The sequence below is a fragment of the Streptomyces sp. NPDC021093 genome (assembly GCF_044333135.1).
Lineage (GTDB): Bacteria > Actinomycetota > Actinomycetes > Streptomycetales > Streptomycetaceae > Streptomyces.
Genome location: NZ_JBIRQJ010000015.1, coordinates 25,446 through 47,904 on the forward strand (window position 1 = coordinate 25,446; position 22,459 = coordinate 47,904).

Consider the following 22,459-nt stretch of genomic DNA (forward strand, 5'->3'; position numbering starts at 1 on the left):
CAGATCACGCACCGACAGGACGCGTTCCATAATGAACATCGCAGGTAGGAGAGTGTCGGGCATCGTCCGCGAGCCGGACTCGGCTGCGCCGCACGGGCGATGGAGCGGTACGACCACGGGATGACGGATGACGGCTGGAGCACTGCGGCCAGGGCGAGTCACCGGGGCCGCCTTGGAGCGGGCGGACCATGTTCAGCCTCCAACTCAGTGTGCTTGTCGGTGCGCCCGGTTCAATGGTCCCGGGCGTCGCTCGCGCGGGGGCCACGTGCGGCCAGTACGAGCAGCACCCCGACCAACAGCAAGGCCCAGGCGGGTGAGGCGGGAAGCAGGGCGGCCAGAACCGCGCCCCAGGCGGTCACGGCCCAGCCGAACGGGGCGGGCACCCGCCCACCCTGCTTCGCCGTCCACAGCACGAAGGCGCCGAGCAGCAGTACCGGCACCCCGAAGCTGGCCGGTGCGACCCAGAAGGCCTCGGAGTAGGCCAGGTTCTCGGGGGTGACGTCCAGCAGGATGGTCTGCCACGGCCCCTGGCTGAATATGTCCGACCAAGGGACTGACTTCGGGAGGGCCGATCGGCCCTCCCGCCAGGACATGTGACGAACGTCGATCCTGATCGTGAAACGATCACGCGCTGGGGCGCGTGGAGATCTGACGACGACGTGGGCGTCGAGACGGCGGCCGCCGGCCGCCTTCGGCGTGACCGAGGCAGCGGGGCGAGGCAGCGGGGCGAGGCAGAATACCGCCGGAGCGGGGAGGCATGGCCGCCGGGACGACGACCACCTTCCGGCAACTGGGGCAGACACTGGGAGTCGCCGTCTTCGGCGTACTGTTCCAGCCGTGTCCGGGTCCCGAACCGGGTCCTCACCGCCGCTGCGGTGGTCGGGCTCATCGGCTCCGTATCCGCCTGGGGCGTAGCCGCTCAAGGGGTGGCCAGATCTCTGAACCGTCCTCGTCCATGGGACGTCCCCGGCCTCCTCTCCGCCTGATGCTGCCTCTGCCTCTTCAGCTCAACGCCGGCTATCGGGAACAGCGCGACCGCGATGCTGATCGCGGCAACAGTGTTCATGACATCGGTGGCCGTCAGGAACCCGATCACGACGAGCGCCGCAGCGGCTTCTGCCGCCGGGCGACCCTGCTGGCCCGTTGTGAAGAGGGACCAGATCTCGGTCGAAGGAAACGAATGCATGGCTGTCCACGTCATCACCGCCCTGCCCCGGACAACTCGGACACCACCCACTCCCCACCAGCCTGAACGACCGGCGATCAGTAGTTGCATGCCCCTCCCCGTGACACCAGAAGCCGAACATCGGGCACAGGGCGGAGTTCCTGCTTCCGGCCATCGCTCCTGATGCGTACGTTCCCACCGCCCGGCCCCCGGAGCAGGGTCGCACGCGCGTGCGGACGGTCGGGCGGGCTCTCTCCTGTCACCCGAGTGCACACCGGTGCCGGGGACAACGACGTATTTTGGGCTGCCGTTTCGGGTGGGGTTGGACCAGCATGGGCTAGCGCGCACTGCCCACTCGGTGCCGGTCCACGGCACCTCTCGATTGGAGCATGTCTTGACCCCCACGGTGCAAGCTGCAGCGCAAACCACCAAGACCGAAACCGCCCTCGGCTGCGTGACGTTCTCCTGGACGCCCGAGGTCCACGACTTCTACGGCGACCCCGAGGCCATCCTCGGCAAGATGGACGGCTTCGACATGGAGCTCCCGAGCCGCCGCATCTTCGTGCTCCTCACGGAGAGCGCGGAGGGCGCCGACGTCCGCTTCTTCGAGCAGTCCGATGGCGGCTACACGGTGTCGACCTGGTCCGGCAGCAAGCTCGACGGGCTCGGCGGACGGATCGCCGACACCATCCTGTCCAACAAGGGCGTGCACTGCGTCGGCGAGCAGACGCGCGCCGTCCTCGCACCCCTCGGCATGACGTCACAGGGGACCGTGCCGGCCCCCGCCAACCCGCGGGCCGCGTTCGCGCACACCGTACGGGCGCACGGCAAGGAGACGTTCGTACGCGCCACGTGCGCGCTGCTGTGTTGACCATGTCTCCGGCACACTCATGACGGCCGCCCCCGCACACCGGGGGGCGGCCGTCCCCGCGTCGGGACGGCGCTCCACACTCAGCGGCGAGGAGAAGACCGGGTGGGCACAGAGGCACGACGAGCGGGCCGGCGCGACTTCGCGGGTCTGTGGGCGTCCTACGGTCTGAGCAATCTCGGGGACGGCCTGGTGGTGATCATGCTGCCGCTGACAGCCCTCACCCTCACCTCGTCCCCCGGTCTCGTCGCCGGTGTCCGGTGGGCCCAGACGATGCCGTACGTACTGTGCACGCTGGCGATCGGCGTGCTCATCGACCGGGTCGAGCGGAGCCGGCTGATCCGGTGGGCCCATCTGGCCCGGGTCGTCGCGCTGGTGCTGTTCGCGCTCGCTCTCTCGGGCGAGGTCGCCCCGCTGGTCGCTCTGTACACGGTGGCGTTCCTGCTGGGCACGGCCGAGCTCGTCGCGGACCTCGGGACCACTTCCGTACTGCCCATGATGGTGGAGAGGAACCGTCTCGACGGGGCCAACTCCCGTCTGGAGAGCACCCGTTCCTCGCTGAACGAGTTCGTGGGCCCGCCGCTGGGGGGCTTCCTCGTCGCCGTCGGCACCGTCTTCGCGACGCTGAGCACCGCGGGTCTCTACCTGGTGGCGGCCGGTGCGCTGCTTCTCCTCGGGCGTCGGTACGATCCGCGGCCGGCCGGGGAGAGCGCCCCGGCCGCCAAGCCGCGCATCCGGGACGAACTCACCGAAGGGCTGCGCTACTTGCGCGGGCACCGCCTGCTGCGCAACCTCGCCCTCATGGTGTGCGTCATGGCGGCCGCCTGGAGCGGCTGGAGCGCGGTGCTCGTGCTGTACGCGGTCTCCCCCGGGCCGATGGGCCTGAGCGGCACCACGTACGGCATCCTGCTGACCGCGCTCGCGCTCGGCGGCGTACTCGGCTCCCTCGTGGCAGGGCCGGTCCGGCGTCTGCTCGGCACCCGCAACCTGCTCGCCGTCGACGTGATCACCGGGGTGATCATGCTGGCCACCCCGGTGTTCACCGCCCAGCCCTGGCCGGTCGGCGCCGCCACCTTCCTCGGCGGGGTCGGCAGCGGGCTGTGGAACGTCACCGTGGTCACCCTGCGGCAGCAGCTGATCCCCGACGAGCTGCTCGGCCGGGTGTCCAGCGCCAGCAGGCTGATCGGCTGGGGCGGGATGCCGCTGGGGGCCGCAGTGGCCGGTGTCCTCGCCCAGACCGTCGGGCCCCGCCCGGTCTTCGCCCTGGGAGCGGTGGCCTGCGCGGCCCTCCTGATCCCCTTCCTGCGGGTGATCCGCGAGGACACCATCCGTGCCGCGGTCGCGTCCCGGGACACCCGCGGCGAATGATCCGCCTCCGGGTGCGGTCGTCCGGCCGAGCGCCGGGAAGCGGGTGGACGTCACCCGGGCCGTGCCGAGGCGGACTTGCGGGGCCTCGGGAATGATTCGCGGGATCCCGTAGCTGTTGATCATGCCGGGGTGATCACAGCTGCCCGGCCCGTGTGCAGTTCTGGTGCAGTTCTGAGGGAGTGTCAGCAGTATGTCCGTTGCACAGCCTGCCGCCGAGCGCGTGCGCGTCTCCGCGGATCCCGACTGGTACGAGTCCGCCGGCATATCGCTCGGCGTCCGGGTCGGGAACCTGGTCTTCACGTCGGGCCAGGCGCCGATCGACGCCCAGGGGGCCACGGTCGGCGCGGGGGACTTCGAGACGCAGGCCCGTCAGGCGCTCGCGAATCTGTCGACGGTCCTCACCAACGCGGGCTCCGGCCTCGCCGAGGTGGTCAAGGCGACGGTGTTCGTCACGGACATCACGCAGCAGGACGTCTTCGCCAGGCTGCGCGCGGAACACTTCCCGGACAAGCCTCACCTCGCGGAGTCGTTCGTGGAGGTCTCCTCGCTCGCCGACCCCGAATGGATGATCGAGATCGAGGCCATCGGACTCGTCCGGTGATGCCGGGTGCTTGCGGGCTCTTCGGCGGGTTCGAGAGCTGAGCCATGAGTGGATCACCTTGTCGAAGGCGGCGGACCGGCCGCACCCGCTGCCAGGGTGGTTGGCGGCCGACGGCCCGCAACCTGAAGGCTGCCTGATCGTTGGCGGTGCATGAAAAAGATCATCCTCGCAGCGATTCCCGTCCTGGCACTGTCCTTCGGGGCGCCCGCGGCCCACGCGGACGACAACCCGTTCGAAGGCCCGGTGAGCGCGGCGGACAACTGGAACTTCTCCGCGGGCGTCGTGGCCATTCAGGAGGCCGCCGTGGTCCCGGTCCTCGGCGGCTTTCCGGGCTACGTCGGCGACCACGACAACAACGCCTCGAACGGCAATGTGATCGACCACTCCTGACATCGGAGCAAGCGTCCGGCCCGCAGCCGAGGCTGCGGGCCGGCGTACGAAGGGACGGTCCGCCCGCGTCACCGGTCGGCCTCGGCCGTGTACCGAATCCCGGATGGCACCGTCGGAACGTTGCCGACCGCGTCATCGCCCACGGCACACCGCACGGGACGTCGCCCGCGGTCTCAGGGTGTCCTGATCGTCGCGAGGATGTCTGCCGCGCCCTGGTCCAGGAGGTCGGCGGCGAGGCACTCGCCGAGCTTCTGGGGGGCGTCGGCCGGGCCGGTCCCGGACGCGGTGACCTGGGTCCTGCCGTCCAGGGAGGTGACGGCGGCGGACAGGTGCAGGAGGCCGTCGTCGCCGATCCTTCCCCATGCCCCGACCGGGACGGAGCAGCCGCCGTGGAGTTCGGCGAGCACGGCGCGCTCGGCGCGCACGCACGCGTCGACCTGCGGGTCCCCGGTTCCGGCGAGGAGGCGGGCGGCGGGCGAACCGGTGCGGACCTGGATGCCGAGCGCGCCCTGTCCTGGGGACGGGGGGAACTCGGCGGGGTCGAGGACCTGGTGGACGTCCGGGACGAGGCCGAGCCGGTTCAGTCCGGCGGCGGCCAGGACCACGGCGTCGAGACCGTTGCGGCCGTTGCGGCCGTCGATCCTGGCGAGCCGTCCGGGTACGTTGCCCCGGATCGGCAGGACCTCCAGGTCCGGGCGCAGGGCCAGGAGTTGTGCGATGCGGCGGGGGGCCCCGGTGCCGACCCGGGCGCCCTGCGGGAGGCCGTCGAGGGTGGCCCCGCACAGTACGTCCCGGACGTCCTCGCGCGGGCCCGGGGTGACCAGCAGGACCGTGCCCTCGGCCACGGTGGTGGGGAGGTCCTTCAGCGAGTGCACGATCACGTCGACGCGGCCGGAGACCAGGGCCTCCTCCTGCTGGGTGGAGAACGCCGACCCGCCGGACGTCTTCGCGACCTCGGCGAGGGTCGGCGTGACGCGGTCCTGGTCGCCGCCTTCGAGGATGACCTCCCGCCTGAACCGCACGCCGGGCAGGTGCGCGGCGACGGGGCCGAGCCACTCCGCGACCTGGGTCCGCGCGAGCTTGCTCGCCCTCGAACCGATACGCACCACGGCGTCGCTCATCCCGGTCAACTCCTCGTCCCCACAGGCATGTTGACTCTCGACCCTACTTGCACCACAACGATGCGGTTTCCGACAGGTTGTCACCAACGGAGGGCCCTGGTGGACCCTGCGTATCGGCGCACGCGCCGCCCCGTCTGTGCGGCGGCGATCCTCACCACCGCACAGACACGTCCCAGGACTGCCGCGCGTACGCCCGCCGTACCGCCTACGCCGGGTAGCGGCAGATGTGCGTCTCGTACTGGGCGCCCTTGACCGAGGACGAGTGGCGCCAGCTGGTGGTGGCGCCTGCCGCGACGTACCGGCAGCTGTTGACCCGAACGGTCTGGCCGTCCTTCCGGTAGCCGGTGGCCACGCTGATGGCCTTGGGGTTGCAGTTCCGGTACGTGTGGGTGAAGGGGCCGCCCTGCGGGTTGCCCGGATTGAACGTTGTCCAGCAGTCCGCACTGACGCCGATCTCGCTGGGGGCGGCGCCCGCACTCGCGGTGGACCCGGTGGCGAACAGCCCGCCGACCGCGAGGGCACTTCCGGCGGCCACGGCCGCAAGCTTCTTCATCCGCATGGTCCCTGTCTCCTTCATGGTGTGGTGAACGTCCGCATGGTGCGGAACGTCCGCGTGGTGTGCAGCGCCCGACCGCAGCCGGGGCATGGATCACATTTGCTGGCCGTCCGTTGTCTGGCAGGCCCCTTTCGCCGCGTCGGACAAAGCCGAACAGCCGGCGAAGAGGGCGGCGCGCGTCGGAGGCGGGGGTGCCGGAGCGGCGGGGCGGCGGCGCGGCGGGGCACGCCCGTGCCGCGGACCCTTATGCCGCGCTGTGTCGTGGCCGCGTAACGTGCCGCCTTGTCATGACCGCGGAGACGAGCGGGGGCTGTGATGGGACGTCAGGAACGGCCGTTGGACCCGACGGATGGCCCCGTTGCCCAATTCGCGTACGAACTCCGCAAGTTGCGCCAGGAAGCGGGCGGTCCCACGTACCGGGCGATGGCGGCGATGACGTCCTACTCCACGGCAACACTCGCGCAGGCGGCCACGGGCGAACGCCTCCCCTCGCTCCCGGTCGTGCTCGCGTACGTGGTGGTGTGCGGAGGTGACCCGGTGCGGTGGGAGGAGCGCTGGCGCGAGGCCGATGCCCTGACGGCCGAGCAGACCATGGCCGACAGCGATCTTGAGCAGGCGCCGTATCTGGGTCTGGCGCGCTACGAACCGGACGACCAGGACCGCTTCTTCGGCCGTGACGACCTCGTCCGGCAACTGGCCTCCATGGTGTGCGAGCGGTCCCTGACGGTGCTGGTCGGCCCGTCCGGCAGCGGCAAGTCCTCGCTGCTGCGCGCGGGCCTGATCCCGCGCCTGCGCAACAGCCCTGACCACGAGGAGCGGCCCTCGTACATCCGGATCCTCACCCCGGGCCCGCACCCGGCCCGTACGCATGCCGCGCTCCTCGACCCCGGCTCCGAAGCCGTCCGGCCCGGCGGGGTGCTGATCGTGGACCAGTTCGAAGAGATCTACACCGTCTGTACCCACGCGGCGGACCGGTCCCGCTTCATCGAACTGCTGCTGGCCGCCGCCCGGTCCGGCCACGGCACCCATGTGGTCCTCGCGATCCGCGCCGACTTCTACGGTCACTGCGCCCAGCACCGCGCCCTTGCCGAGGCGATCAAGGACAGCGCTCTTCTCGTACCGGCGATGAACGCCGACGAGCTGCGCGATGCGGTCGTGAAACCGGCCGCGGGCGCCGGGCTCATCGTGGAACGCACCCTGACCGCCCGCGTCGTCGCCGAGGTCACCGACGAGCCCGGCGGCCTTCCCCTGATGTCCCACGCCCTGCTGGAGACCTGGCGACGACGGCGCGGCCGCACCCTGACCGAGGCCGCGTACGATGCGGCCGGCGGCATCCACGGCGCGATCGCCCGCACCGCCGACGCGGCCTTCGACGCCCTCGCCCCCGAACAGCAGCAGGTGGCCCGCCGTCTTCTGCTGCGCCTGGTCACCCCCGGCCAGGGCGCCCAGGACACCCGCCGCCCCACCGAGCGCGGCGAACTCACCGCCACCCACCCCGGCCAGGCGCCCTCCGTTCTCGAACACCTCGCCCGCGCCCGTCTGATCACCCTCGACGAGAACTCCGTCGAACTCGCCCACGAAGCCCTCCTCCACGCCTGGCCGAGGCTGCGTGCCTGGATCGACGAGGACCGCGAGCGGCTGCGCCAGCAACGCCTGCTCACCGAGGCCGCCGCGGACTGGGCCGCACTCGGCCGGGATGCGGGCGCCCTGTACCGGGGGATGCGCCTTTCCACCGCCGAAGAGCACTTCCCCCACAGCGGTGCGCAGTGCGGTCTGACTCCTCCGGAGCGGGAGTTCCTCACCGTGAGCCTGGCCGCCAGGGCGAGCGCGAAACGCAGCGGCCGGGCCCGTACGGGTGCGCTGGTACTGCTGCTGGTCCTGGCCCTGGTGGCCGGCCTGACTGTCTGGCAGCAGAACCGGGAGGGCGAGCGGCGCCGCGTCGAGGACGAGGCCCGCCGTATCGCCGGGGTCGCGGAGAGTCTGCGCCAGTCGGACCCGGTCACCGCCATGCGGCTCGGACTCGCGGCCTGGCGCATCGCCGACCTGCCCCAGACCCGCTCGGCGCTGCTCGGCGCCATGGCGCAACCGGAACAGGGCGCCTTCACCGACCCGGACACACGTTCCGACACGATGCGCCATCTCAGCCGTGACGGGCGCGTGCTCACCAGCATCGGGGCGGGGCAGGTCGTCGAGTGGGACGTGGGAGCACAGCGCCGCGTACGCACGATGCCCGGCCTCGGTGCCCGGTTGCCCGAGGCGGCGACGATGCGTGCGGACTCGCGTTTCCTGCCCGTGTTCACAGGCAAGGGCAGGCAGTGGCGGGTGGGCGTCCGCGACCTTGTCTCGGGGCGCGAGATCGGCCCGCCGGTGTCCCTCGCCGCCGGGGCCGAGATGAGTTCCAGCGGCCGGAGCATGGTGACGTACGAGGCGAAGCGCTCGGGCGCGAACGTCGAACAGCGCCCAGTAGTACGGGAGATGGGCTCAGGGCGGGTGCTGTTGGCGCTGCCCCGGCGCACGGTCCCCGCACCGAAGACGAAGCCATACCCTTTGGCCTCGTCGCCCTTGCTGCGGCAGCAACAGCACAAAGAACGGCGCGACTTGGCCTCGGTTCAAGACGTAGCGCTCACGGCCGACGACCGGCTGCTGGCACTGTGCCTGCCGGGCGAGCAGCTCCAGCTCTGGGACGTGCCACGGCAGCGACGTATCAGCACGCCCTGGGCCCCGGCTGTCTCCCGGCAGCAATGCATCGACGAGGCTGTCCAGTTCACCCCGGACGGCCGGACCCTGGCACTGACCGGCCAGGCGGGAGTACGTACCTGGGACATCGCCTCCGGCAAGGCGGGCACGACGATCGGCCATGAGGGAACACGCGAGACCCGATTCAGCGACGACGGACGCTTCCTCGCGACGGCGAACCGCTCCGAGCTGTCGCTGTGGCGCCTGGCGAGCCCGTTTCAACCGGTGTTCAACTACCCGCTCAAGGGGGAGGCAGCCAGCCAGCTGCGGTTCGACCCGGCGAGCGGCCGGCTGCACTATCTCGGCGGACCGGAACACGCTTGGGGAACCACTGTCCGCACGCTCGACATACGCCGGGCTCTGTCACCGGACTGGAAAGCGCAGTCGGCAGAGGCGACCGCGTTCAGCCCTGACGGATCGATGCTCGCCGTGGCGTACACCGACGGGCGCAGTATCCGCGTGCGCGTGCGCGATGTGCGCCAGGGCGGCGACTGGGTCGAGCTGCCGAGCCAGTCATGCCGTCCACGGCCACTGGACGACAAGTGCCCTGCCCTCGTCGCATTCAGTGCCGACGGCCGGTTCCTCGTCCATGGAACCGACTACACCAGCGCCCAGGTCCCGGCCTGGAAGCTGTCCCTCTGGGATGTCGCCCGGCGCCGGGACTCACCGCTCACCGGTCTGCCACCGGCGGAGCGGTCACCCGTGTCCACTGTCACCTTCACCAAGGACGGCCGCTCGCTGCTGTTCATGGAGGTACCGATGTTTGGTTCCACGTACTTGTGGGACCTGCGGCGCCGCGAGGTGATCCGGACGTGGCGCCACACGAATGGACAGAATGTAGCCCTGCGACCCGGCGGGGGCAGGTTCGTCACCTCAGAGGGCCATGTGCGCAGCCTGCCCGGGGCCGGTCCGCCGACCGGGGCAGGCAACGTCGGCGTGGTTTCGACGCTGGACTTCAGCCCGGACGGCGCCTACCTGGCAACGGGCGACAGCTCCGGCCGGGTCACTCTCTGGGACGGGACGTCGCACCGACGGCTGGGCGAGCTGACGCGGACCGGGCCCGGCGCGACCGGGCAGATCTTCGCTCTGGCCTTCTCCCCGGACTCCCGGCACCTGGCCGTGTCGTCGGGCGACGGCTCTCTGCGGATCTGGGACACCCGATCCCACCAGCCCGTGGGAGTGCCCCTGCTCACCTCGGGCGATCCCGCGACGGCGCTGCGATTCGACGACGACGGCAACACGCTGCACTCCACAGCCCCGAACGTCCCTCTCCAGTCCTACGAGATCGGCACGGAAGCGGCGGCACGGACCGTGTGCCGACGGACGGCGGGTGGTCTGTCGCACGGCGACTGGGCGACGCACATCGTGGACATCCCGTACCGGAAGACCTGCCCGTGAGCAGAACCGCCGGCTCCGGGCCGCCGTGTCGGAACCGCAGGCGGGTCCGGAAGGTCACCGGTCACCTCCCCGCACGGGGCGCGCCGGTGCTGATGGCGGCAGCCTGTCCGTGCAGGTCGGCCGCAGTGAAGCCGAGCAGGGCCTCGTCGGCGATCCGGTGCAGCACCGCGCTCTGCGGTGTGCCCGCGGCCGCGACGAGGGCGAGACGCTCGTGCGGGGCGGTGTCGGCCGCCAGTGGGCGCCAGGCGAGCCGGGGCAGGTCCCGGACCGCGGACCGCGGGCGCAGTGCGACGAGGTCGGGGGTGGAGCGCAGTGCGTGGGCGAACAGTGCCTGCTGGCCGTCGGCCGGCGTATACAGCTCAGGCCGCCACCCCATGGCCGCCAACTCCTTGAGTACTGTGCTGGTTTGGCCGGGCGCGCAGCCGGTGTCGTACCAGAGCAGTCGCTGTGTGCGCAGGTCGTGCGCCGTCAGGGAGAACTTGGCGACGAGCGGGTGACGGCTCTGCAGGACCACGCCGAGCGGCTCGTCCCGGAGCACCGCCATGGCCAGTGCCGGGCCGGCGGTGGCCTCGGTCGGCAGCCGTACGATCCCGAGGTCGAGCTCGCCGTTCTCCAGCAGTTGCCGCTGCTGTGCGGATGTCACCTGGCGCAGCCGCAGTCCGTGCCACGGGCTGTCGGGGTCGCGGCCGTACGCGTGGTCGCGGAGGCCCTGTTCGATCCCGTCGAGCACTTCTGCGGGCACCCCTTCGCACACGCCGACGGACCAGGTGGCGGGTACGGGCGCCGCGGCGGCGATGGCGGAGCGCAACTGGCCGGGGATGGACCGCACTCCCTCCAGGAACACCCGGCCGCCCGCGGTGAGTTCGACGCCGCGCGAGCTGCGGCTGAACAGCGGGACGCCGATCCGTTGTTCGAGGCGGCGGATCTGCTGGCTCAGGCTCGGCTGGGCGATGTGCAGTTCCAGCGCGGCGGCCGAGACGGTGCCCGCCCGTACGACGGCCAGGAAGTACCGGAGGTGCCTCATGTCGATGTCGTCGACGTCGTCCGACAGCGGGGGTACGTCGTGCGGGGCGGCGGTCGGCGCATCGGTGACGGTCATGCTTGCTCCCCTGCCTCGGTTCTGCCTCAGTTCTGCCTTGATGCAGAAATATACCTGCGGGAAGGTATCTTGCCATGGACAGTGATCCGTGATCCGTGATCCGTGATCCGTGATCCGTGATCGGTGATCGGAGAGAGAGGTGGGGGTCGATGACGGATCGTCTGGCTGTGTCCCAGGCCGGCGACTCGGCGTTCGCGGCGAGGCAGTTCGGCGGGCGGCGGGGGCCGGCGCCCAAGCAGGACCGTGCCGCCCGTACCAAGTCCCTGGTGCTGACCGCCGCCGCCGAGCTCTTCGCCGCCCGGGGCTTTCGCCACACGTCCGTGAAGGACGTGGCCGACCGGGTCGAAATGACCAAGGGAGCCGTCTACTTCCACTACCCCACCAAGGAGGCACTGGCCCTCGCCGTCGTCGAGCACCTCTATGCCAAGTGGCCGACGCTCCTGGAAGAGACCCGGGCCCGGAAGCTGTCCCCGCTGGACACCGCCGCCGAGATGCTCGACCGCGCCGCGCTCGCCTTCCGCGACGACGTCGTCGTCCAGGCCGGGGCCAGGCTCCAGTTGGAGCGCCCGCACATCGACGCGGAACTTCCGCCGCCGTACGTCGACTGGACCGAGCTGCTCACCGGACTCCTGTCCGCCGCCCTCGACGAGGGGCAGATCAAGGCGGGCACCGACCCGGCGGCCGCGGCGCGCGCCCTGGTGGCGGGCTTCTTCGGCATGCAGCACATCTCGGACGTACTGGAGCAGCGGGCCGACATCGTCGAACGCTGGGCGGAGGTACGGGACTTCCTCTTCGGCGCCCTTCGCACCTGAGCCGGGGCGGGGAGGCCAGGAGGCGGAGAGGCCAGGAGGTGGAGAAGCCAGGAGGTGGAAGTGGTGGGGAGGCTGGGGCTACGCGGGCTCGGGGGTCTGCCCGCGGCGGGCCAGTACGACCAGGCCGCCGCAGGTCGCCAGGACCGCCAGGACCGCGCCGAAGACCGTCGCGCCGGTGGTCAGGCCGGCCGCGTCGCTCAGGAAGCCGGCCACGACCGGGAAGATTCCGGCCGGTACGTAACCCCCCACGTTGAGCGCCGCGTTGGCCTCGGCCAGGCGGCCGGAGGGGACCGCGGCGTTGAGCAGCGAGAGCCCGCCGAGCTGGCCGAGGCCCTGGCCGGCCCCCGCGAGTACCGCGGCGGCGATCAGCAGGACGACCGACGAGGTGTGCACGGCTGCCGTCAGGGCGGCCATGCTCAGTGTCGTACCCACCGCACCCGCGACGAGGATGCTGCGCACCTGCAGCCGCTGCACCGCGAACTGCACCCCGGTGGCCGTCAGGAACATCGCGAAGGCCATCGCTCCCGCGACGGCGCGGCTGGTGGTGCCGAGCAGGCCGGAGAGCAGCGACGGGCCGAGGGAGAGCACGAAGGACGTCGCGGTGATGCCCGGCGCGAACACGGCGACGCCGAGCAGGAGTTGGCCGCCGTTGCCCCGCGGCACGCCCGGCACCCGTACCCAGGAGGCCTTCCGGGCGGGCTCGACGCCCTTGCCCGCGAGGGACTTCACGGGGGACTTCGGCGGCAGGGGCATGCGCAGGACCACCGTGAACGCGGCGGCGAGCAGGACGATCTCCACCATGAAGACCGTGCCGGTCGGTGCGGGCGCCGTCTCCGAGAGCACCCCGGCGAGCAGCGGGCCGAGGCCCGCGCCCAGGACCATCGCGCACGAGGCCAGCAGGGCTCCGAGCCGCTTGCGGGCCGGGCCCGCCACGTCCGAGACCGCGGCCATGCCCGCCGAGACCGCCGCTCCGACCGCGATGCCGGTGAGCAGCCTGGCGACGACCAGCGCGAGCACCGACGACGCGGTCGCGAAGATCAGGCAGGCCACCGCGGCGAGCACCAGGGCGGGCAGCAGCACGGGCTTGCGGCCGACCCGGTCGGAGAGCACGCCCGACACCAGCAGCGAGCCGATCAGCCCCACGATGTAGAAGGCGAAGATCACGGTGAGCGTGCCCTTGGAGAATCCGATGTCCCGCTGCCAGAGCACGTACAGGGGCGTCGCCGCGTTGGACAGCACGAAGACCGCCGTCACCGGCCAGGCCGCCAGCCAGATCCACCAACGGGGCGCCACCACCTGCCCCTTGGCGGCCTGCCCTGTTCCCTTGGCGGCCCGTCCCGTGCCCTTGGCGGCCTGCTCCGTGCGCTTCGACCGCTGTGGTGCGGTGTGTACGTCCGTCACTGCGTCTCCCCTGCTCATCTCCTGTACGACTTCAATCGAACTTAGCCGTAGTACGATCCAACTCGTACATAGGAGAAGCGTTATAGGGAGCCGCAGATGGCCACGTTCCACATCCCGCCCGCCGCCGGTGAGCCGCCGGCCCCGCTCCCCGAACCCCCGGTCGGCGAGCTGCGGCTGGAGATCGTGATGGCCGCGCTGAGCGATCCGCTGCGCCTGGGGATCGTCCGCAGGCTCCTGCTCGAATCCGAGGAATTCGACCACTCCTGCGGCTGGTTCGGCCTGGACCGGCCGAAGTCGTCCCTCACCCACCACTTCCGTACGCTGCGGGACGCGGGGCTCACCCGGCAGCGGCAGTACGGTCTTGAGCGCCGCAGCCAAGTGCGGATCGACGACCTCACCGCGCGCTTCCCCGGGCTGCTGGAACTGGTGGCGGCCTGGCAGCCGGAGGGGCAGCCGGTGGGCGGCCGGAGCAGGTGACGCGCTCGGGGAGCTGATTCAGCTCGGCTGCTGCGTCCAGGTGACCGGCAGTTCGTGGACGCCGTAGATGTTCATCCTGGTCCTGAGCCTCACCTCGTCGGCGGGGACGGCCAGTTGGAGGGTCGGGAAGCGGCGGAACAGGGACTCGAAGCCGGCGCGCATCTCGATACGGGCCAACTGCTGGCCGAGGCACTGGTGGACGCCGTGGCCGAAGGAGAGGTGACCGCGGGCGTTGCGGTGGATGTCGAGGGTGTCGGGGTCCTCGAAGCGCTCGGGGTCGCGGTTGGCGGCCAGCAGGGAGACGAGGACGGTCGAGCCCTCGGGGATGGTCTCGCCGCCGAGTTCGAGGTCCTCCGTGGCGTAGCGGAAGTTGATGTCGACGACGGACAGGTAGCGCATGAGCTCCTCGACCGCACCGGGCAACAGGTCCGGGGCGACGCGGAGTTGGTCGAGCTGCTCGGGGTGTTCCAGGAGTGCGAAGGTGCCCAGGCCCAGCATGTTCGCGGTGGTCTCGTGGCCGGCGAGCAGGAGCAGGAAGGCCATGCCGGTCAGTTCCTCGATGGAGAGGTCTTCGTCGCGGGCCAGGTCGGAGAGTATGTCCTCGCCGGGCGCGGCACGTTTGCCCGTGACCAGTTCGGCCAGGTAGGCGCTCAGTTCGCCGAAGGCGGCCATCTGCTCGTCGAACGGCAGATCCTTGTTCAGGACCTTGGCCGAGTTGACCTGGAAGTTGTCCCGGTCCGTGTAGGGGACCCCGAGCATTTCGCAGATCACCAGGGACGGCACCGGCAGCGCGAACTCCTTGACCAGGTCGACCGGCGGGGTCAGGCGCGCCATCTCGTCCAGTTGCCGTTCGGCGATGGCGATGATGCTCTCTTCGAGCTGCTTCATGCGCCTGACGGTGAAGGAGCCGGTGAGCTTACGCCGCAGCCGGGTCTGGTCCGGCGGGTCCATGGCGATGAACAGGCCCGGCGCCTGCGGGGACGGTTCGGTGATCTCGGGCATGCCGGGGATTTCGTACGGCAGGTGGAGGATGCCGATGTCCTGGCGGGAGCTGAAGCGGGTGTCGGCCATGAGCTGCCGTACCGCTTCGTAGCCGGTGACGATCCAGCCCTCGTGGCCGTCGGGAAAGACCATGCGGCTTACGGGGCGGGCCCCGCGCAGCCGGGTGATCTCGCGGGGCGGGTCGAAGGGGCCGGCGTCGCGGTCCAGGGGGAGGCCGTGCGGGACGGGTACCGGTTCGCTGGTCTGGCTCGGTTCGCTGGTCTGGCTCGGCTGGCTCGGCTGGCTCATCGGGCACGTCTGGCTCATCGGAAGTCCTTTCGTGGCGGCTGACAGCCGACCACCGGGGCCAAGTGGATGGCGCCACGATGGCACATGCTTGGCGCCATGACAAGCCATTGCGGGGCAGGGTCAGGTGCCACGTGGCGCCATTGGGTGCTGTTGGGTGCTGTTGGGTGCTGTTGGAGTGGGGCGCCGGGCGGGGGCGGACCCTCCCGCCCGAGGTCAGCGGTCCTGCCGTTCGGTGCGTACCCCGATGACGTAGGTCGCGGTCAGCGCGACGGCGCGGTCCTCGTCGTGGGACAGGTCCGCGAGGGCGCGTGCCGCCGTGCTGCCCGGGATGTCCGCGAGTGCCTGGGTCAGCCGTCGGCGGGCGGACGGATCCGTGGTGTCGCGGGCAAGCCGGTCGACGAGTCCGGTGGCGATCCTGTCCGCCTGCCCGGGGCGGCTCGCCAGGGCGGCCAGGGCATCGGCCGCATCGACGTCGTTCGCCTGCCCCGCGTTCGACCGCCCGGCGACCATGTCGATGAGCGTCGGGACCGCTTCGGTCACGCCACGCGGCCCGAGCGCCAGCGCCGCGTACCGGCGGACCACGACGTCGGGGTGGGCGAGGGCGTCCCGCAGCAGTGCGGTCGCCGCGCCGTCCGGGATCTCCGCCAGGGACCGGACGGCACGCTTGCGCACCTCGGCCTCCGGTGAGCCGAGGCCGTCGGCCAGCAGCGCCGCTCCGTCGCCGCCCGATTGCGCCAGAGCCCAGCGGAGGGCTCCGGCGACGTTCGGGTCCGTCTCGCTCAGGGCCGCCTCGACCAGCGCTTCCACCGGCATCGGAGGCCCTTCCGCAGACGAGACCGAGGACGGCGAAGACGCCGAGGGCGGCACCGAGGGCACCGAGGACAGGGCCGCGCGCTGGCGCTTCCCCGCGCTCGGTGACCCCAGTCCCTGGAGGAGGGCGACGATCTGGAGGACGTCCTCCCAGCCGACGGGTTCCGCGGCGCCGATCCTGCGCAGCCGGGTGAGCAACTGCGTCTCGCTCGCGATGCGTTCCCGCGTCTGGCGGACCAGGTCGTCGACGAGTTCGGCGGGCGTGAAGCCGGGGTCGTCGAGCGCGCGCCCGACCTCGGTCAGCGAAAGACCCAGCGACCGCAGGCTCTCGATGTGGAAGATCCGCCGGATGTCCTCGCCGGAGTACTCCCGGTAGCCGCCGACGGTACGCCCCGTGGGGCGCACCAGGCCGAGCGATTCGTAGTGCCTGAGCATGCGGGCGCTGACCCCGGACTTCCGCGCCACCTCACCGATCAGCACGTCCCCGCCCCCGGGGCCCCTGGGCCGAGCGCCACGACGCGCTTCGCCTCCTCGATCGCGAACTCGAACCCGGCGTCCGGGTCGCGCAGCAGCCGCTGCGTGGCGATCGCGTGCGCGCGCACCCGGGGGTCGGCATCCGTCGTCGCCGCGTGCAGGGCCGGCCCGATCGCTTCGCCGAGCGCGATCAGCGCCCGGCTGAGGCTCAGCTGCACCTCCCGTACGCCGCGCCCGAGTTGGGCCGACAGCGCCGCGGCCAGTGCGGGCTCCTCGCCCTCTGGTACGAGTACGACCGCGGCCCGCCACGCGCTCCGCGCCACCTCGTCGTCGGCGTCGGACAGCAGCTCCCTGGTGATCGCCGGCCACGCCCGCCGGTCCCCGATCTTGGACAGCGTGTGCAACGCCTGGCTGCGCGCCTGCGCACCCTCCGAGCGGACTTCCCCGAGCAGCCCGGCGAGGAGCTCCGGCGGGGCCGACCCCGCCGCCGCGTGCCGGGTGAGCGCCCACGTCAGGATTTCCCGTACGGAGAAGTCCGGTTCGACCCCGCAGCGCTCGATGAGCTTGCCGACGAACCGGGGGTCGGGGGCCGTGCCCACCGCCAGCGCCGCTCGCAGCCGTACCGACGGGCGCCCGTCCTCCAGGCCCTGGAGAGCCCGCAGCGCCGTCGTGCCCATGCCCGTGTCCGTACCCGTACCCGTACCCGTACCCGTGTCCTGATCTGCCATGGTCATCCGGACCACCTCCTCAGCACAGTGAAAACCTTGTCACTGTGTCAAGGTCAAGCGCCGACCGGCGCGCATAGAGTCCGTGCCATGTCGAAACCAACCAGAGTTCGTTACGAGAAGACGCAGCACGTGGCCCGGATAACGCTCGACCGGCCCGAGGTCCTCAATGCGATGGATTTGCGCATGCACAAGGAACTCGGGGAAATTTGGGATGCTTTCGAAGCCGATGACGACATGTGGGTGGCGGTCCTCTCCGGCGCCGGTGACCGGGCCTTCTCCGTCGGGCAGGACCTGAAGGAGCTGGCCGGCCGGATCCGGGAGGACAGTGCGGGCACGGCCACCTTCGGCAGCCGCGGCAAGCCCGGCTGGCCCCGGCTCACCGAGCGGTTCGAGCTGACCAAGCCGGTGGTCGCGCAGGTACGGGGATATGCGCTGGGCGGGGGTTTCGAGCTGGCCCTGGCCTGCGACATCGTCATCGCCTCCACGGACGCGACCTTCGCCCTTCCGGAGGCACGGCTCGGACTCATGGCGGGGGCGGGCGGGGTGTTCCGGCTGACCCGTCAGCTGCCGTCGAAAACGGCCATGGGCTATCTGCTGACGGGGCGCCGCATGGACGCGCAACGCGCTTATGAGCTCGGTCTGGTCAATGAGGTCGTACCGGCCGGGGGGCTCGACGAGTGCGTGGCGGGCTGGGTGGCCGATCTGGTGCGCAGTGCGCCGTTGTCGGTACGGGCGATCAAGGAGGCGGCCGCGAAGTCGGCCGCGCTGCCGCTGGAGGAGGCGTTCACGGCGCACTATCCGGCGGAGGAGCGGCGGATGCACAGCAGGGACGCCACCGAGGGGCCGCTGGCCTTCGCCGAGAAGCGCGAGCCGAAGTGGGAGGCGCGCTGAGGCCGGCGGGCTGAGGCCGCCGAGCCGGGGCCGAGGACGCCGGGCCGACGCCGAGCCGACGCCGGGCCGACCGGACTGAACTGCCGGACCGAGACCGCCGGACCGAGACCACCGGACCAAGACCACCGGGGCCGAGGACGCCGAGCCGGCGCCGGGCCGACCGGGCTGAGCTGCCGGGCCGAGGCTGTGACGAGCAGGCGGTGGACGCTCCGGGTCTCGAAGGGCCGGAGCGTCCGCCGCCGTGTCGGCGTCGCCGTGCGTCAGTCGAGGTAGTTCTCGGCGCCGCCGGCCCGCACCGTGTCGAGGGTGAAGCAGTGGAAGCCGCCGCCGAAGAGCCTGCGGTGGCGGTGGCGGATCGGGACGACCGTGAATTTGCGGTCCTCCAGCGTGCGGATGAGCGTCTTGCAGGCGTCGTTGACCAGGACCGTCTGCTCGTCGACCGAGATCACGTTGAGGTCGATGTACGGGCTGGCCGGGATCGGGTCGTCGTTCTCGTACTGCGGGTAGTCGTCCACCGAGGGGCTGGGCGAGACGATGGTGTCCCAGCCGCGCAGGCTCTGCGGCAGGTAGTCGAGCACGCGCTCGTTGCGGATCAGCAGGGTGCCGGGGCGCAACGGGATGACCACGCTGTCGATGTGACTCTGCGTCAGCTTGTGCATGCGGTGCACCCGGAAGCGGCCTTCGAGGTGGCGCTCCAGCCAGTCGCAGGCCAGTGCGTGGTTGGCGTTGGAGATGTTGACGATCAGGTCCCGGCCGAGCCGCAGGCAGTTCGCCCCGTCGATCATGAGCTCCAGGCCGACGTCGTACGGCGAGGCCTGCGGGTCGAGCGGCACCTCGATGTTGGGTGCGGCGCTCGTCAGGTTGGCCGGGTCGAACGACGCGTCCGTCATCATCGGGCGCGGCATGGTCGTCCAGCGGGCCCCCTGGCGGAAGTACTCCATGAAGACCGGCTTGAGGAACTGGGTCTCGAAGTAGCGGTCGCGCAGCGTCGGCGGCGTCTCGATGATCTCGTCGCCGAGGATGAGGGTGTTGTCGCGGCAGTTGAGCGGCGGGGTGATCGAGGCCGACCAGGCCGGGGTGGTGACGTCGGTGGCGGCCGGGTCGAGGGCCAGCGGGCGGTGCACCGTCACGCCGAGCTCGCGGAAGGAGTCCGCGATGCCCTCCACGTCCTCGATGAGCTCTTCCAGGAAGCGCTTCTTGAGGGCGAGGCGGTGCGGTTCGTTCCGGTCGTCGCGCTCCTGGCTCGGCCGCCACTCGGAGATGCTCGGGTAGTAGCCCTTGGCGCCCGAGAGGTTGTCGCTGATGAACATGTCGAAGGACAGGTCGTGGATGCGGTCGGCGTAGCCGTCCGCCGAGCCGAGCACGACCTCCTTGAGCGCGGTGAAGTCGTCGAAGCTGTTGAGACGCATCGGTGAGGGCCTTTCTCAAGTCCCGCCCGGGGAGGGCTGGTTGGGCAAAGCAAGGTGGTCTGGGAGGGCGCGGGCGTGCGGGCGAAGGCGTGCGGGCGTGGGCGCGGGCGTCAGTGCTCCGTCGCAGTGATGGCCCGTACCGGGCAGCGGCCCACCGCCTCGTCCACCTCCCGGTGGAACTCCTCGGCGGGGCTGGCCTCCAGCAGGACGACCGTGCCGTCCGTCTCGTCCTGGTCGAAGACGTCGGGGACGGCCAGTGCGCACTGGCCCGAGCCCACGCAGACCTCGGCGTCGACGGTGATCTGCATCTGCACGTTCTTCCTCCTTCACGGGCTGTACGGCTTCAGGTCTGCGAGGTCACCAGGTGACCGGCAGGCGGTGCACTCCGTAGACGCTCATGTCCGTGGACAGCGGCACCTCCTCGCTCGGTACGGCCAGCGAAAGCCGCGGGAAGCGCCGGAACAGGGCGGGCAGGGCGGCGCGCATCTCCATCCGGACCAGGTTCTGGCCGAGGCACTGGTGGATGCCGTAGCCGAACGCCATGTGGCCGGAGGTCTTGCGGGTGATGTCGAGCCGGTCGGGGCCGTCCGCGAACCAGTCGGGGTCGCGGTTGGCCGCGGGCAGCGACACGGTCACCGACTCGCCCGCCCTCAGCAGCTGCCCGCCGAACTCCACGTCCTCCAACGGCGTGCGCGGCACTCCGAAGTGAAAGACCGTCAGATAGCGCAGCAGTTCCTCGACGGCGTTGTCCACCAGTGACGGGTCGGCCGTCAGCAGGGCCAGCTGGTCGGGGTGGGAGAGCAGGGTGAAGGTGCTCAGCGCGAGGGAGCTCGACGTCGACTCGTGCCCCGCGGTCAGCAGCAGCACTCCGACCCCGGCTATCTCCTCGGCGTCCAGCGTGCCGTCCTCGCGGAGCATGTTCAGCAGGCCGTCGTTGAGGCCACCGCCGGCGCCCTTGGCGAGCTCGCGCAGGAACCCGTACAGCCGGTCCATGGCCGCCGACGCCTCGTCGGCGGTCGCGTTGAGGCTGAACAGGGTCTCGCTGTTGCGCTGGAACTCGGCGCGCTCGCTGTAGGGCACGCCGAGCAGCTCGCAGATCATCAGCGACGGCACCGGCAGGGCGAACGCCTCGACCAGGTCCACCGGCGGGCCGGTCTCCGCCATGTCGTCGAGCAGCCCCTCGATGATCGCGTCGATCTGGGGCCGCATCTCCTTCATGCGGCGGGCGGTGAACTTGCCCGCCAGCTTCTGGCGCAGCCGGGTGTGCTGGGGCGCGTCCATGTCGACGAGCCAGCCCGGCAGTGCGGGGGCGCCGTAGAAGGGGTCGGCGCCCGGCCGGGAGACCGGCGGCCGCTTGAACTCCGAACGGGCGCTGAAGCGCGGGTCGGAGAGCATGCTGCGGGCCAGGCTGTGGCTGGTCACCAGCCAGCCCGTGTGGCCGTCCGGGTAGCTCATGCGGCGGATCGGCTCGCTCTCGCGGTACTGGCCGAGTTCGACGGGCGGGTCGAAGGGGGTGGCGCGGACGACGGGGTGCGGCAGGATGCCCTGCGGGTTCATGACCTGATCTCCTTCGTGAGAAATGTGGCCAGCCGCCGCACTCCGGTCTCGATCTGTTCCGGATCGAGATAGCTGCACGCGAGGCGCAGTTGGCGGTCGCCGGCTCCGTCGAGGTAGAACTGCGCCATCGGGGTCCACAGGACCCCGTACTTCGACGCGGAGGTCTCCAGCAGGGCGGTGTCCGCCGGGACCGGCAGGTGCATCCGGACGAAGAATCCGCCCTGCGGCCGGTTCCAGTGGATACCGGGCGCCACCCCGTCCAGGTGCCGGTCGAGCGCGTCCATGAGGCAGCCGAGGTTGCGCCGGTACAGCTCGGCCTTGCGGTGGGTCAGGGCGTGCAGGGAACCGCCGTTCTCCAGCAGCATCCCGGCGATGACGGCCTGGCTGAGCGGGGACGTGTTGACCGTCACCATCGTCTTGAGCGCGGTGAGTTCGTCGGCGAGGAGCCGGGCGCCCCCGGGGTCGTCGACCGGCTGGTCGGCGACGACGTAGCCGACGCGGGCGCCGGGGAAGCAGACCTTGGCGAACGTACCGATGTGGATCACGCGCCGGCCGGGGTCGAGTGCCTTGAGCACGGGCAGGGCGTCGCCGGACAGTGCGGTGAAGCCGTACACGTTGTCCTCGATGAGCAGCAGGTCCTCGCGCTCGGCGAGGTCGAGGAGCCGGGTGCGGAGTTGCGGCGACATGCGGTTGCCGCCGGGGTTGGAGAAGTCCGGTGCGACGTAGCAGGCGCGTACCCGGCGGCCTTCGCGCCTGGCCGTCGCGCAGGCCGCGGCGAGCGCGTCGACGTCGATGCCGTCGTCGTTCTCGTCGACGGGGACGATGTCGATGTCGAGCAGCCGTGCCGCGCCGGTGATCCCGACGAAGCACGGGTTGGCGACCGCGAGCACGTCGTCCCGGGTGCGGAACAGTGCGCGCAGCACCAGCAGCATGGCCTCCTGGGCGCCGACGGTGACGACGATCGAGGAGGGCGGGACGTCGATGCCCTGGTCGCGCCGGAGCGCGTCGGCCACGATCTTGTTGATGAGGCCCCGGCTCGGCCCGTACTCGAAGAGCAGTCTGCGGGCCCTGGCGGGGGTGTGGCCCTCCTCGTGCACCAGGTGCTCCAGGAACCGCTCGGTGTACCGGTGCGGGTCCAGGTCGGTGAGGAAGTCGGGGTGGGGGGCGCCGGGGGCGAAGGAGATCGCCTCCGGGTAGCGGCCCATCACCTCGTTGAGGAAGCCGAGGGAGCCGAGCACCGGGTCCCGGAGCGACCCGTGCAGGGCGAGGGCGTTCAGGTGCACCATGGCCGGTTCCCTTCCCTTTTCC

20 protein-coding genes are annotated in these 22,459 nt (G+C 71.2%); 8 read left to right on the top strand and 12 right to left on the bottom strand.

Features of this window, described 5'->3' with window-relative positions; genetic code table 11:
• Positions 1 to 230: 230 nt before the first annotated feature.
• Complete coding sequence (locus tag ACH4SP_RS36715) at positions 231 to 593, bottom strand: DUF6463 family protein (protein WP_398421759.1); 363 nt, start codon at positions 591 to 593, stop codon at positions 231 to 233.
• A 1,026-nt stretch (positions 594 to 1,619) separates the two neighbouring features.
• Here ACH4SP_RS36715 and ACH4SP_RS36720 point away from each other — a divergent pair.
• From ACH4SP_RS36720 to ACH4SP_RS36735, 4 genes are all read left to right on the top strand, one after another.
• Complete coding sequence (locus ACH4SP_RS36720) at positions 1,620 to 2,036, top strand: hypothetical protein (protein ID WP_398421761.1); 417 nt, start codon at positions 1,620 to 1,622, stop codon at positions 2,034 to 2,036.
• A 102-nt stretch (positions 2,037 to 2,138) separates the two neighbouring features.
• Positions 2,139 to 3,401 (top strand): MFS transporter, encoded by a 1,263-nt coding sequence (locus ACH4SP_RS36725; RefSeq protein ID WP_398421763.1) that lies wholly within the window; start codon positions 2,139 to 2,141, stop codon positions 3,399 to 3,401.
• Between the two features lie 190 nt (positions 3,402 to 3,591).
• Positions 3,592 to 4,002, top strand: a complete 411-nt coding sequence (locus ACH4SP_RS36730; protein WP_398421765.1) for a RidA family protein — start codon at positions 3,592 to 3,594, stop codon at positions 4,000 to 4,002.
• Positions 4,003 to 4,152: 150 nt separating this feature from the next.
• Positions 4,153 to 4,392: a hypothetical protein gene (locus ACH4SP_RS36735; protein ID WP_398421767.1), complete on the top strand. Its 240-nt coding sequence runs from the start codon at positions 4,153 to 4,155 to the stop codon at positions 4,390 to 4,392.
• A gap of 173 nt (positions 4,393 to 4,565) precedes the next feature.
• Here the strand turns inward: ACH4SP_RS36735 and hemC are convergent, their stop codons facing one another.
• Together hemC and ACH4SP_RS36745 are read right to left on the bottom strand one after the other, a co-directional pair.
• Complete coding sequence (gene hemC, locus ACH4SP_RS36740) at positions 4,566 to 5,513, bottom strand: hydroxymethylbilane synthase (RefSeq protein ID WP_398421769.1); 948 nt, start codon at positions 5,511 to 5,513, stop codon at positions 4,566 to 4,568.
• A gap of 205 nt (positions 5,514 to 5,718) precedes the next feature.
• The gene (locus tag ACH4SP_RS36745) at positions 5,719 to 6,072 is read right to left on the bottom strand and encodes a hypothetical protein (protein WP_398421771.1); all 354 of its coding nucleotides are present in this window, start codon (positions 6,070 to 6,072) and stop codon (positions 5,719 to 5,721) included.
• Positions 6,073 to 6,405: 333 nt separating this feature from the next.
• Here ACH4SP_RS36745 and ACH4SP_RS36750 point away from each other — a divergent pair, with 333 nt between their 5' ends.
• Positions 6,406 to 10,203, top strand: a complete 3,798-nt coding sequence (locus tag ACH4SP_RS36750) for a hypothetical protein (RefSeq protein ID WP_398421773.1) — start codon at positions 6,406 to 6,408, stop codon at positions 10,201 to 10,203.
• Between the two features lie 61 nt (positions 10,204 to 10,264).
• Here the strand turns inward: ACH4SP_RS36750 and ACH4SP_RS36755 are convergent, their stop codons facing one another.
• Positions 10,265 to 11,302, bottom strand: a complete 1,038-nt coding sequence (locus ACH4SP_RS36755) for a LysR family transcriptional regulator (RefSeq protein WP_398421775.1) — start codon at positions 11,300 to 11,302, stop codon at positions 10,265 to 10,267.
• Between the two features lie 149 nt (positions 11,303 to 11,451).
• Between ACH4SP_RS36755 and ACH4SP_RS36760 the strand changes: the two genes are divergently transcribed.
• Entirely contained in the window at positions 11,452 to 12,114 is a 663-nt protein-coding gene (locus ACH4SP_RS36760; protein ID WP_398421777.1) for a ScbR family autoregulator-binding transcription factor, read from the top strand.
• A 78-nt stretch (positions 12,115 to 12,192) separates the two neighbouring features.
• Here the strand turns inward: ACH4SP_RS36760 and ACH4SP_RS36765 are convergent, their stop codons facing one another.
• Positions 12,193 to 13,626 carry an MFS transporter gene (locus tag ACH4SP_RS36765; protein WP_398421779.1) on the bottom strand — a complete coding sequence of 478 codons (1,434 nt, stop codon included), beginning with the start codon at positions 13,624 to 13,626 and terminating at the stop codon, positions 12,193 to 12,195.
• Between ACH4SP_RS36765 and ACH4SP_RS36770 the strand changes: the two genes are divergently transcribed.
• Positions 13,612 to 13,992: an ArsR/SmtB family transcription factor gene (locus ACH4SP_RS36770; protein ID WP_398421781.1), complete on the top strand. Its 381-nt coding sequence runs from the start codon at positions 13,612 to 13,614 to the stop codon at positions 13,990 to 13,992. The genes ACH4SP_RS36765 and ACH4SP_RS36770 overlap by 15 nt on opposite strands.
• Before the next feature lie 18 nt (positions 13,993 to 14,010).
• Here ACH4SP_RS36770 and ACH4SP_RS36775 read toward each other — a convergent pair whose 3' ends face one another.
• From ACH4SP_RS36775 to ACH4SP_RS36785, 3 genes are all read right to left on the bottom strand, one after another.
• Complete coding sequence (locus ACH4SP_RS36775) at positions 14,011 to 15,282, bottom strand: cytochrome P450 (RefSeq protein ID WP_398422125.1); 1,272 nt, start codon at positions 15,280 to 15,282, stop codon at positions 14,011 to 14,013.
• A 213-nt stretch (positions 15,283 to 15,495) separates the two neighbouring features.
• The gene (locus ACH4SP_RS36780) at positions 15,496 to 16,572 is read right to left on the bottom strand and encodes a HEAT repeat domain-containing protein (RefSeq protein ID WP_398421783.1); all 1,077 of its coding nucleotides are present in this window, start codon (positions 16,570 to 16,572) and stop codon (positions 15,496 to 15,498) included.
• Entirely contained in the window at positions 16,566 to 17,294 is a 729-nt protein-coding gene (locus ACH4SP_RS36785) for a HEAT repeat domain-containing protein (RefSeq protein WP_398422126.1), read from the bottom strand. Before ACH4SP_RS36785 ends, ACH4SP_RS36780 begins: the two co-directional genes overlap by 7 nt.
• A gap of 87 nt (positions 17,295 to 17,381) precedes the next feature.
• Between ACH4SP_RS36785 and dpgD the strand changes: the two genes are divergently transcribed.
• Positions 17,382 to 18,185, top strand: coding sequence for an enoyl-CoA-hydratase DpgD (gene dpgD / locus ACH4SP_RS36790; protein WP_398421785.1), 804 nt, complete (start codon positions 17,382 to 17,384; stop codon positions 18,183 to 18,185).
• Between the two features lie 260 nt (positions 18,186 to 18,445).
• On the opposite strand, the gene ACH4SP_RS36795 is transcribed toward dpgD, so the two are convergent.
• The 4 genes from ACH4SP_RS36795 to ACH4SP_RS36810 form a co-directional block, all read right to left on the bottom strand.
• Positions 18,446 to 19,594, bottom strand: a complete 1,149-nt coding sequence (locus ACH4SP_RS36795) for a glycine amidinotransferase (protein ID WP_398421787.1) — start codon at positions 19,592 to 19,594, stop codon at positions 18,446 to 18,448.
• A 110-nt stretch (positions 19,595 to 19,704) separates the two neighbouring features.
• Complete coding sequence (locus ACH4SP_RS36800; protein ID WP_398422128.1) at positions 19,705 to 19,902, bottom strand: ferredoxin; 198 nt, start codon at positions 19,900 to 19,902, stop codon at positions 19,705 to 19,707.
• A 49-nt stretch (positions 19,903 to 19,951) separates the two neighbouring features.
• Positions 19,952 to 21,151: a cytochrome P450 gene (locus ACH4SP_RS36805; protein ID WP_398421789.1), complete on the bottom strand. Its 1,200-nt coding sequence runs from the start codon at positions 21,149 to 21,151 to the stop codon at positions 19,952 to 19,954.
• Positions 21,148 to 22,437: a PLP-dependent aminotransferase family protein gene (locus ACH4SP_RS36810; protein WP_398421791.1), complete on the bottom strand. Its 1,290-nt coding sequence runs from the start codon at positions 22,435 to 22,437 to the stop codon at positions 21,148 to 21,150. The genes ACH4SP_RS36805 and ACH4SP_RS36810 overlap by 4 nt, the downstream gene beginning before the upstream one ends.
• Positions 22,438 to 22,459: the final 22 nt, after the last annotated feature.

Coding starts and splice junctions, on each gene's coding strand:
- ACH4SP_RS36715 (WP_398421759.1), bottom strand. CDS start 593: ATGTCCTGGCGGGAGGGCCGATCGGCCCTCCCGAAGTCAGTCCCTTGG.
- ACH4SP_RS36730 (WP_398421765.1), top strand. CDS start 3,592: ATGTCCGTTGCACAGCCTGCCGCCGAGCGCGTGCGCGTCTCCGCGGAT.
- ACH4SP_RS36735 (WP_398421767.1), top strand. CDS start 4,153: ATGAAAAAGATCATCCTCGCAGCGATTCCCGTCCTGGCACTGTCCTTC.
- hemC (WP_398421769.1), bottom strand. CDS start 5,513: ATGAGCGACGCCGTGGTGCGTATCGGTTCGAGGGCGAGCAAGCTCGCG.
- ACH4SP_RS36745 (WP_398421771.1), bottom strand. CDS start 6,072: ATGCGGATGAAGAAGCTTGCGGCCGTGGCCGCCGGAAGTGCCCTCGCG.
- ACH4SP_RS36755 (WP_398421775.1), bottom strand. CDS start 11,302: ATGACCGTCACCGATGCGCCGACCGCCGCCCCGCACGACGTACCCCCG.
- ACH4SP_RS36760 (WP_398421777.1), top strand. CDS start 11,452: ATGACGGATCGTCTGGCTGTGTCCCAGGCCGGCGACTCGGCGTTCGCG.
- ACH4SP_RS36770 (WP_398421781.1), top strand. CDS start 13,612: ATGGCCACGTTCCACATCCCGCCCGCCGCCGGTGAGCCGCCGGCCCCG.
- ACH4SP_RS36775 (WP_398422125.1), bottom strand. CDS start 15,282: ATGAGCCAGCCGAGCCAGCCGAGCCAGACCAGCGAACCGAGCCAGACC.
- ACH4SP_RS36785 (WP_398422126.1), bottom strand. CDS start 17,294: ATGGCAGATCAGGACACGGGTACGGGTACGGGTACGGGTACGGACACG.
- dpgD (WP_398421785.1), top strand. CDS start 17,382: ATGTCGAAACCAACCAGAGTTCGTTACGAGAAGACGCAGCACGTGGCC.
- ACH4SP_RS36795 (WP_398421787.1), bottom strand. CDS start 19,594: ATGCGTCTCAACAGCTTCGACGACTTCACCGCGCTCAAGGAGGTCGTG.
- ACH4SP_RS36800 (WP_398422128.1), bottom strand. CDS start 19,902: ATGCAGATCACCGTCGACGCCGAGGTCTGCGTGGGCTCGGGCCAGTGC.
- ACH4SP_RS36805 (WP_398421789.1), bottom strand. CDS start 21,151: ATGAACCCGCAGGGCATCCTGCCGCACCCCGTCGTCCGCGCCACCCCC.
- ACH4SP_RS36810 (WP_398421791.1), bottom strand. CDS start 22,437: ATGGTGCACCTGAACGCCCTCGCCCTGCACGGGTCGCTCCGGGACCCG.